The following is a 9,953-nucleotide window of genomic DNA, read 5'->3' on the forward strand; positions in this document are numbered from 1 at the left end:
CTCTTGTGGCTAATGTTAGAATTTGAATTATGAACATAGCTATAAGCACTGCTGAAAACTGTGTCCCAAACGCTATTGCATTGTAATTGTGGAACCAATAATTATAAAACCAGTATTCGTAAACTGCGTATGGACTTCCAAAAGGCAACCGCCCATTACAAAATTGAGTCTGGGATTCAAATGACCAGTAGTAGCTTGAAGATATACGTCCGATAAAACTGGGATGAATCTGATAATAGAAAGGAAAAATGCAGGAACAGAAAAACAGCACACACCCAGCGTGGCAAAGACTTTCTGTAAAATGTTATAAATGCGCAGGGATTTGGCAGGCTTACTTTTCATATTGGTCATAATATGTCTCTCATTTTTCATAATATCCGCTTTGGAAATACGCTAGAAAATGTGGATAGTCTTTCTTATAGTTCTAGAGATTATAACAAATCCGAGGCTTTCCAGCCGAGGCGTAGATTAGTTGCTGTTTCACGTCAGTCTGTTCATAAAACGCATGCAAAGACGCGCGCAAAGGCGACACTGTTATTATATTTTTCTTTTGAGGAGACATAGTCTGTGACCGAGAATATTAACTTCGCCTTGTTTTTCAAGGATGGAGTTTTGAGCGAAGTCTTTACGTAGTTCTAACATGTTTAACGTGTCGTAGCCGTTGTGGTTTAAGAAGTTCAGTGAAACTGAGTGTTTCGGCTCCACAGTCAAATATATCGACGTTTCACCATTTTTTCGAACAAGATCTTCACATCTTGCCAACAGTTTGCTGCCTACACCTTTTCTTCTGAAAGATTTTGCAACGAAGACTTCTCTCACGAAGTATGCTCCATCCTAAAGCTGAACCCTTGCAAATCCAATTAGCTTTCCATAGTATTCCGCCACAAACACCCACGAATTCAGGCCGAGGCTTTCTCTTGCAGTTTCTACAGCCTCTTTTTCGTCAAGCTTTAGTTGTTCCCAACCTTGCCATTCCCGCATCTCATTAAAGAAATCTCTATAAAGACAGGCTAAATCGTTAAAGTCGCCGTTTCGGTATCGCTTAATGTTCACAAGACGCCTCTCCTTTAGTTATGCAAATCATATATATCTTAGACGTATAATGGTTTTTTAACAATCCTTTGGAGCAAATCTATTTGGCAAGGTTTCATCTAGGACTTTTGTCTTTTGGCGTTTATCTGATGATTGTTGCAGTTTGGATAGCTGCTTTTCTTTTAGAAATAATCACAGCAGAAAACATTGTTCCCTTAATTCTTCTATCCAGCGGCATTTGGACCGTAGTTACTGCTGGTCTAAAAGCGGCTAAACCTGAAGAAGGCGCATTCAGCACTTTCGGCTGGGGTATGCTCTTCATAGTTCTCGGCGGCTCATTGTACATGGTTAACATGGGAATGAACCCTATGTATACCATCGTGTTTGTGTTAGCATTAATCGGGGCTCTAGCAGTTGTCACTGCGCTGCGGTCAAGCAGAAAATAGAAACTTTATTTCAGCCCTGCACACTTAACAGATTAGAGGCATCCCATGTCCATAATACAAGAAATCAGCTGTGCCCACTGCGGAGCACCAATCCTATTCAAACCCGGAGAAATCGTAACCACGTGCCGTTACTGCGGCTTCACCCAGGTAATCGAAACAGGCAAACCCTTCACCTTTAAACATTCCATGTTCTTGAACAAATACGATGAGGCTCAAGTTGAAACTGTTGTGCGCAAATGGATGCGAACAGGTTTCACAAAACCAAGCGACCTAGCAAAAAGGTCAAAGATAACAGAGAAAAATCTAGTTTACATTCCCTTCTGGGTATTGGAGGTTGAGGCATCCAGCACGTATAAAGGTATTTTTGAACGACTCACACCCCCAGCGGTGAAAGAGGGAAAAATCGAAAAACATTATGACTGGCTTGTCCTTGCAAGGAAAGCTACCCAGTTCCCCACCAGAGAGTATGACGTGCCGCTAGAGGGCAAGGTTCCTTACGACTTTCGAAAAATAGAAGGCTTTGCGAAAGTTTTGAACAGCGAAATTGAGAAAAGTGAGGCCTTGGAGAAGGCTAAGCAGCAGGTTGAAGCTCACAACCAGTTTTTAGCCAAGCAAGAAGTGGACAAGATAATAGAGATGCACACCGACCTTAAGCTCGGTGACATTGTCTATCTTCACGCGCCAATCTGGTTTGTCACTTACGAATACAAGAAGGAAAGCTGCAAAATAATCTTGGACGGAGCAACTGGAATGGTGATTAAGGGCGACATACCTACTATTAACTTTAGCCTTATCTAAACTTAATATATAAAAAAGAAGGAGATAGAGGGCGAAAAAGCCTCTACTCTTGTATTTGTTTCTTTAACTCTTTTGCAACTTCACATAGAACAGCGTTAGCGCTTACGTTAATCACAGGTATTTTTGCGTTTATGTCCTTTATTGGTATTACATTCTTGTATTTCAGCATTGGAGCCCACGATACTGAACCCAAATGAACTTTGCCTTCCAATTGCTCTCTAACAACCTCTCTAGTTGGTGGCATGGCCTGGGAACTAAATGCAACACCTTCTGCCCATCTGAGTGGCGGTGCAAGCCCTCCAGGTTGGACACCCAAGCTTTGGTTCTTTATCAAATCTTCTATAGAATAGTGAAGTGATTCGTGAATTATCACTTCTTCCCAAGGTTTAAAAGTAATTTTCACCAAGTTTGACACGATCTCTTGTTCTTAAAAGCTCTGAGAACTTAACATTTGTGCCAAATTCATAGAAAAAGAAGTTTTTTTCTGCATAATACATGCGGGAAACAAACCATATGTATTTAAAAGTTGTCAAAGTCTTAAATAGAACTTAATTCTAGAATAAACTTCTAAGATGATTGGTTGGGAAAGAAGTTAAAAAACTTCTCCTTTCTCCCCGGGGGGGTAACCCCCATCCCAACCATGAGCTAAAGCCTTCATTTACGCTTAAGCCCATTTACTTTATGAGGTTAGAACCTTATAGAGTTATTCTTTTAGTGTGCAATTTGCCCACATGCTGAAGCGAGTTTTCGTAGGATTTTAGACTGGGGATGCCAAAAAAAAAGGGTGGTGAACACTAGCGAAAACTACTTTTTTGGGATGCTAGGGTAGGTTTTCTACGCAAAAATGATAAGACGGGAAGCGAATTAGTATTAGGGGGGTGAGTTTTGAGCAGAACCATACTGCTAAACATTCTTTCTATGAAGTTTGGTCTGTTTTAGATATCGCGTTTTTTTCAAGAGTTGTTCTCTGCTTTAAAATTTTATTGGCAACAAAAAAGATGAGTGGCTGTGCGCTATCCATAATGCAAGTATTTCCATAACAACTCCTCGATTTTCTCTGGTTTACCAGCTAATTTCTTCCACAATTCACTGTCTCTGTAAGATTCCAGCTTGCCTATAATCCCATCTATCACTCTTCTCGGAAAAACACCATTTGCTTCGTAATATTTTCTATCTCTCTTAAGGTTGTTTGCAGCTTCAACGCAAGACAGTGGAAGGACTCCATATTTTCTGTTTTTCCTAACCATGTTGTCGGCATTCAAATTTTCAGCAATCTTAATAGATTTTTTAGGATTTTTCAATCCATACTCAACAGCCACTGCGATTCCAGCCAACAATAGGTAGGTGCTCGCTGACGAGTCTGGGGCTCTGAACTCGAAAGTTCTTCTACAACTGCCTGCTTCTCTGAAGTTTTTTTTGAAGTTCCACCATAGAGGTATACGGACTAGAGCTAAACGATTTTTTGTTCCCCAGCAAATATGCATAGGTGATTCTTCACGGGAAATAAACCGCAAATACGAAACTGGTATAGTGTTCCCAAAGGCTGTCAGGCTAGGGGCAAACTTGAGTAATCCCCCCATCATTTGCTTTGCTTCGGTTGTTAACTTTCCCTTGGAATCTGCAATTATGTTTTTATTCCCTCTTAATCCACAAAGATGAATATGCATTCCGTTTCCAGCATGTTCCAGCGCTGGTTTAGGGGCAAAAGAGACGGAGACTCCGCATTTCGCACAAATGTTTCTTATAACCCACTTTGCAACGGTTATGGTTTCAGCCATTTTCTTAAGATTTTGCGGTAAGAACTCTATTTCATGCTGTTCCATTACATGGCCAGTTTTAGAGTAAAATCCGCCAACCTCTGAATGCCCATATTTTGTGGCTATACCTACATCTTCGAGGGCGATTAAAGCTTCATTCCTTAGATTTTCAAATTTTGCAAAAGGCGCAGACTCATGATAATTTCTTTTTGTTATTCTTGAAAAAACGGTTTCTTCCCGCTTACAAACTATGTAGAATTCTAATTCGGCGAAAGCTTTCAGAATAATGCTTGTCGAAGAACGCAGTTTTTCCTCTGCTCTTAATAAGATGTTTTCCGGGGCAACATCCAACGGTTTTCCATTTTCATCAAGGTATTTGCATAAAATGTTTAGCGTTGGCGTTGAACTAAATGGGTCAACGAAGGCAGATTCTGTCTTAGGCATAATGTAGACATCGCTCTTGTTCGGATCAATATAAGAGAACAAACTTGAACCGTCAACTCTTTCCCCAAATTCTAAAATTTCATGTAGCCTTTCCTTATTTTTAACCATAAAGCTTAGGGTTTTAAGGCGGCAATCTTCAGGGATGTGACAAAGGTTTACGATTTTTATGTCTTTTTCCTGAATAAGTTTGATAGCACCCTCTTCTGTAAAACATTGCATTTCCATTTCGAAACATCCTATACCGTTAAAGTGAAAGGAAGATATTATTTTGGGGCTCTCTTATTTTAACTTCTCGAAATGTGCTGCTGCTTCGCTATTAAGTTTAATCCTTTCTTAAGGCTAACATACGATTCTAACACGAGATTTTTCTGTATCAATTTTGCAAAATATGCGGATTTGAGCAAACAAATAAGATTTTTCCATAATGTCTAAATAAGAGATTAGACCAAGTAACTGTGGAGATGGGAGGAATTTTAGTGAAGAATATGTGCATAGCTTTAATCGTTTCTATGCTTGCAAATGTTGTATCTGCAAGCCAATTTGCCTTGTTTCCAGTGGAAGCAGCCGTTGCGAGAGTTCCTGGTGTTCATGCCGGAGACTGGGCGAAATACGAAGTAGTCTATAATTACACAACAAACGACCCTAACTCTCCTTACCCTCCACCTCCACCGGGAATCACGGACATTGAATCTTACAAAGTAGAGGTTCAATCAGTAACGGGCACAAATATCACGTTTCAAACTACAATTCGCTTTGGGAATGGCACGAAAATGTCTTGGACTATGTGGACGGATGTTTCCAGCTGGCTACAAACATTTCCCAATTTGCTTATTGCAGCAAACCTCAGTGTCGGGGATACAGTCTACAAGGAACCCTATTCAGCAGTGATCAACGCAACTTTGACACGCAGATATGCCTGGGCAGAAAGAGAGGTAAACTACTTTGGCCAGAGGGGCAACTACACTTCTCCCTATCCCAGCTTTCAAGAGATCTCAGAAATGCATGTTTACTGGGACAGATCTAGCGGAGTTCTTGCTGAATATGTAAATGACGTGCAGTATACCAAGCTTAAGGAGGGCTATGTGACTCGCATGTTTACACGTTTAGTAATTAAGGAAACTAACATTTGGGAAAGGACAGAGATTGTAAAGGTCAACGTGCGGTTCTCGCCACGGGTCTTAAATCTTAAAAGTAGAGGCAAATGGGCTCTCGTGGAGGTAGAACTTCCAAGAGAATACAAGAGCAGAGATGTTGATACTTCTTCAATAACCTTGAACGACACGATTACACCAAAAGGTGCGTGGAAGCTAGGACACCATTGGCTCTTGTTAAGGTTCAAACGCGCAGAGATCATCAGCCTTATTAAAGATCAGATTTCAATTAGAAATCGTCGATTCATCATCATTGTTTCACTTACGATTAGTGGAGAATTAAAGGATGGAGTGACCTTCGAGGGAACCAATAAAATCGGAGTCATAAACTGGCGCAATTTTCATGCTAGAACACCATTTCAAAAGATGTAACCGACTTCATCGAATGTGCTTTGCAGACACTCTCTTTTTCTAAATACAGTTTAATCAAAAACTAGAGAAATCCACTGCCGCTTCAACTTCTTTTTCTGTGGGAAATGCATTGCTAGCACTTACGCGAGAACACGTAATAGACGCAACAATTTGTCCATAATCAACAGACTTCTCAAGACTCCAATTTCGGAGCAGACCCTTAATCAAACCTGCTGAAAAACCGTCGCCTGCTCCTGTCGGATCAACCGTTTTGAACTTAACTCGCAATTGTGGTGATACTGGAAATTTCCGACATCCGTCACTAGAAAAGATTTCACATCCTTTGGCGCCCTTAGTTAGAATTATACTTTTTGGACCATACTTCAGTAGATTAGCAAGACTGCCCATTTTTTCTTTAGATGCCAATCTCAACTGTCTCCAACCTGCTTGGTTCAGAATAAATATAGTTGTGTGTTCAAGTACTCTGTGAAGATTTTCGACGCCAAACTTCATGTAAGGAACACCAGGCCGATAGACGACAACTTTGTCTCTTGCTTTTGCATAATCAGCGATTGCCGATGCGATTTCAACGAAGACTTCTCCGATATAAGTGATTTTGCATCGCCCAAGAATTTCCCAGTCAACTTCTTCGGGTGATGTCAGAGACATTGCGGATTGAGGTGAGCCGACGGTGAAGAGCCACCGATGTTCTTGGCTGTCGCTGAGAATTAGTGTCTGCAGCGAAAAGGCGTCTACAAAATGAATGTTCGATGTGTCAATATTGTTTTTGTTCAAATTCTCTAACAACACTCTTCCTGCAGAGTCTCTTCCAATTCTTCCAAAAAAGGTAACTGGAACATTAAGCTTGGCAAGAGCAACAGCTACGTTAGCGCCCATTCCGCCTAGATAACGACCTGTCTCCTCTACATAAGCAACTTCATCTGCAGCTGGTAATTTTTTTAAAGTGCCATAGATGTCAAGGGCGGCGCTTCCGAAAACAGCTACTTCATGCTTGATTTGAGGCTGTTCCATAGAGGCTTTTAATAAATACTGCTTATCCAAGTCCCGATGAAACAAGTCAATATCCATGCCGTATCTTTGGCAGACTTCAACAATGCTAGAAGAATAAAGGCGGAAAAGCTCTTCAATAACTGTTTTTGTCAAATCTGGTGAAACATCGCTTGGAGGTTTTAAGAAAAGGACAAGCCATTTACCCAAACTTGTCGGCTTGTACCACTTTATCCAAACAGTTCTTCCCCTCTCCATGCTAACCTCCATTCCATGCTCAAGAATCACCGCCTCCACCATCTCCTTTAAATATTTTATAATCGACTTGTTGGAATACGGTAACTTCTCTATCAAATCATGTTGGTAGGTTCGCCTATCGACGCTAACATTTTCCAGAATTTTCAACCCAACACGAGACTGAAGAATACTCCAAATCAACCCCCGTTTTGCGGGGTTTAACGGAAAAGGCAGAATGTAAGGCCAGACACGTTCATCACTTATTTCCTGTTTCATTCTTTTTCACATCAAAGCAGTTATATATTGTTGGAATTTGTAGAAAAGCGCTTCTGCTTTATCTATTCTTGGTGCTGAGAATAAAGTTAAGACTTATATGAACAGGTGTTCACGATTCAAGGAAAGAGTTGGGTTCATGGGACTAATTGACCTTCTCAGACAAGAGTTCTCATTCATTACAGGAAACTATCGAATTCTTGTAATAAGCTGGATAATAATGGACCTTGCCATGGAAATGCCCAACCCAAACTTTCAGTATTACATTCGAGACGTCCTAGGTGGTCCTCCTATGGCCTTGGGAATAATAGGCCTTGCCAACTTCCTTGCAATGGCGGCTGTAGCCTTTCCAGGCGGCTACCTTGCAGACAAGTATGGAAGACGTTGGCTTATTACGACTATGACGTTTGCAATGGCCCTATCATTTCTATTCTTTGCGCTTGCCCCGACATGGCACTTCATTTTGTTAGGGTCAATCGTGAGTAGCCTCTGTCTAATATACCAACCAGCACTGTTTGCAATGGTCCAAGATTCGCTTCCTCCAGAGCGCAGAGGCATGGGTACTTCAATCATACAACTTATTCACGGCACTTTTAACACTCCAGGACCTATAATCGCGGGTTTTCTGTTGCTGCAATTTGGACTGGAGTGGAGTATGAGAATAATATACCTAATCACGACAACTCTCTTTTTCATCGCCGCAGTGTGGCGGCTGAGATTGAAGGAAACAATAACGAATAGTGAACCAATTCGCTTCAGGTATTTTATCTCTTCGTACCCGAAAGCCATCAAAGAAAGCTTCAGCGTCTGGAAAGTAGTTCCACGATCAATGTTCTGGCTTTTTACTGTTAGGACTCTCGTAATGTTCGGAATGTCGCTTACTAATGTAATCAATGCACTCTACGCAAGAGATGTGCTTGGAATACCAGAGGAACAGTGGTGGCTCGTTTTCATTCCGCTTTTATTGACCATGGTCGTGGTTTCTATCCCAATCGGCAAGATGGTCGACAAGATTGGAAGGAAAATTCCGCTAGTTCTCGGCCTATTTGTCCTCGGCATGGCTACACTGGTTTTTGCCACCGGCAACCTTCTAACAGTCATGATTTCGATGATTCTATTTGGAATCGCCCAACTATTGGCTATGTCTGCGTCGATGGCGCTTTCAACGGATCTAGTAAACCCAGTGAACAGAGGCAAAGTACAAGGGTTCATCAACTTCATGGGCTACATCGTGATGGCCTTTGGCATGTTGTTGGGGAACTATCTCTTCATAGAAGGAATGAAAATAGGCATTCCCCAACTACCCTTCTACACAACACTTGGATTGATTGTTCCACAGCTCCTAATAGTCTTGTTTCTCATACATGAACCAAAAGAGCGCGTAGGCACTACAAGTTCAGATTAGACAACAATTTTATTTCCTAACGCTTCATTATGTTGTGGACTGAAGCTTTAATGACAGAAAAAATCATCGGCCATGGCACATGGTACGACAAAACAGCCGCCAGAATCATAGAGAGAGAACGCAAACTAGGCCGCAGCCTCGACTTAATCCGAACAGAAATGGGCCTCGGCGCCTCAGGCTTGCCCCACATTGGCAGCCTCGGCGATGCAGCAAGGTCCTTCGCAGTCACCTTAGCCTTAAGGGAGCAAGGCTTCAATTCTGAGCTAATCGCGTTTTCAGATGACAAAGACGGTTTACGAAAAGTTCCAGCAGATTTTCCCAAAATAATGCAGAAATACTTAGGCTACCCAGTCACAAGTATACCCGACCCGTTCAAATGTCACAGCAGCTTCGGCGAACACATGAGTTCTCTTCTGTTAGAAGCCTTGGACAAATCAAACATAGAATATAATTTCATTTCAGCAAAGAAAGCCTACGCAGAAGGCTGGTTCAACGAAGAAATTAAAGCAATTCTCATAAACGCCAAACGAGTGGGAGAAATCGTGAAAGAGGAGGTGGGGCAAGAAAGATACACTGAAGCGCTCCCCTACTTTCCAATATGCAGCAACTGCGGGCGAATTTACACCACAACTGCTCACGAATTCTTGCCAAAGGAAGGAAAGATTATCTACACTTGCAAAGGTATGGAAATCAAAGGAAAATGGCTCGAAGGCTGTGGGCACGAAGGTGAAACAGATTACAGAAAAGGCAAAGGTAAGCTTAGCTGGAAAAGCGAATTCGCAGTAAGGTGGAACGCTCTAGACATAAGGTTCGAAGCCTACGGAAAAGACATTGAAGACTCTGTGAGAATAAATGATAGAATCTGCCGAGAAATACTACACTACGAACCACCTTTGCACGCTAGGTATGAAATGTTCCTAGACAAAAGTGGAAAGAAAATTTCAAAATCCGCCGGCAACGTCTTCACCCCGCAAGTTTGGTTCCGCTATGGCTCGCCTCAATCACTAGTCTTGCTCATGCTGAAACGTTTCGTAGGCACCCGCGAGCTCTC

Annotated in this window: 10 protein-coding genes; 5 read left to right on the top strand and 5 right to left on the bottom strand. The window is 41.7% G+C overall.

The genetic code is table 11. The features are described 5' to 3' along the window. Nucleotides 1-537 precede the first annotated feature (537 nt). A complete protein-coding gene (locus OEX01_02575) occupies nt 538-819 on the bottom strand; it encodes a GNAT family N-acetyltransferase (GenBank protein MDH5447874.1) in 282 nt (93 codons plus the stop codon). Between the two features lie 15 nt (nt 820-834). Continuing rightward, nucleotides 835-1,053 (bottom strand): hypothetical protein, encoded by a 219-nt coding sequence (locus tag OEX01_02580; GenBank protein ID MDH5447875.1) that lies wholly within the window; start codon nt 1,051-1,053, stop codon nt 835-837. An 83-nt stretch (nt 1,054-1,136) separates the two neighbouring features. Here OEX01_02580 and OEX01_02585 point away from each other — a divergent pair, with 83 nt between their 5' ends. Next, the gene (locus OEX01_02585; GenBank protein MDH5447876.1) at nt 1,137-1,478 is read left to right on the top strand and encodes a hypothetical protein; all 342 of its coding nucleotides are present in this window, start codon (nt 1,137-1,139) and stop codon (nt 1,476-1,478) included. 45 nt (nt 1,479-1,523) lie between these two features. Further along, nucleotides 1,524-2,276: a hypothetical protein gene (locus OEX01_02590; GenBank protein ID MDH5447877.1), complete on the top strand. Its 753-nt coding sequence runs from the start codon at nt 1,524-1,526 to the stop codon at nt 2,274-2,276. Nucleotides 2,277-2,319: 43 nt separating this feature from the next. On the opposite strand, the gene OEX01_02595 is transcribed toward OEX01_02590, so the two are convergent. Next, nucleotides 2,320-2,691, bottom strand: coding sequence for a hypothetical protein (locus tag OEX01_02595; protein MDH5447878.1), 372 nt, complete (start codon nt 2,689-2,691; stop codon nt 2,320-2,322). Between the two features lie 598 nt (nt 2,692-3,289). Continuing rightward, nucleotides 3,290-4,702, bottom strand: coding sequence for a glutamine synthetase family protein (locus tag OEX01_02600; GenBank protein ID MDH5447879.1), 1,413 nt, complete (start codon nt 4,700-4,702; stop codon nt 3,290-3,292). 260 nt (nt 4,703-4,962) lie between these two features. On the opposite strand from OEX01_02600, the gene OEX01_02605 reads away from it, so the two are divergent. After that, nucleotides 4,963-6,000 (top strand): hypothetical protein, encoded by a 1,038-nt coding sequence (locus OEX01_02605; protein MDH5447880.1) that lies wholly within the window; start codon nt 4,963-4,965, stop codon nt 5,998-6,000. Nucleotides 6,001-6,054: 54 nt separating this feature from the next. On the opposite strand, the gene OEX01_02610 is transcribed toward OEX01_02605, so the two are convergent. Beyond that, a complete protein-coding gene (locus tag OEX01_02610; GenBank protein MDH5447881.1) occupies nt 6,055-7,500 on the bottom strand; it encodes a carbohydrate kinase family protein in 1,446 nt (481 codons plus the stop codon). Between the two features lie 97 nt (nt 7,501-7,597). Between OEX01_02610 and OEX01_02615 the strand changes: the two genes are divergently transcribed. Further along, entirely contained in the window at nt 7,598-8,902 is a 1,305-nt protein-coding gene (locus tag OEX01_02615) for an MFS transporter (GenBank protein ID MDH5447882.1), read from the top strand. Between the two features lie 50 nt (nt 8,903-8,952). Beyond that, on the top strand, nt 8,953-9,953 hold a 1,001-nt coding region (gene lysS / locus OEX01_02620), incomplete at its 3' end, for a lysine--tRNA ligase (protein ID MDH5447883.1).

Source organism: Candidatus Bathyarchaeota archaeon (assembly GCA_029882535.1).
In the GTDB taxonomy this organism is placed as follows: domain Archaea; phylum Thermoproteota; class Bathyarchaeia; order Bathyarchaeales; family SOJC01; genus JAOUKM01.

Excerpts from the sequence above, each read along its gene's own strand:
- OEX01_02600 (MDH5447879.1), bottom strand. The coding sequence starts at position 4,702 with ATGGAAATGCAATGTTTTACAGAAGAGGGTGCTATCAAACTTATTCAG.
- OEX01_02610 (MDH5447881.1), bottom strand. The coding sequence starts at position 7,500 with ATGAAACAGGAAATAAGTGATGAACGTGTCTGGCCTTACATTCTGCCT.
- OEX01_02615 (MDH5447882.1), top strand. The coding sequence starts at position 7,598 with ATGAACAGGTGTTCACGATTCAAGGAAAGAGTTGGGTTCATGGGACTA.
- OEX01_02590 (MDH5447877.1), top strand. The coding sequence starts at position 1,524 with ATGTCCATAATACAAGAAATCAGCTGTGCCCACTGCGGAGCACCAATC.
- OEX01_02605 (MDH5447880.1), top strand. The coding sequence starts at position 4,963 with ATGTGCATAGCTTTAATCGTTTCTATGCTTGCAAATGTTGTATCTGCA.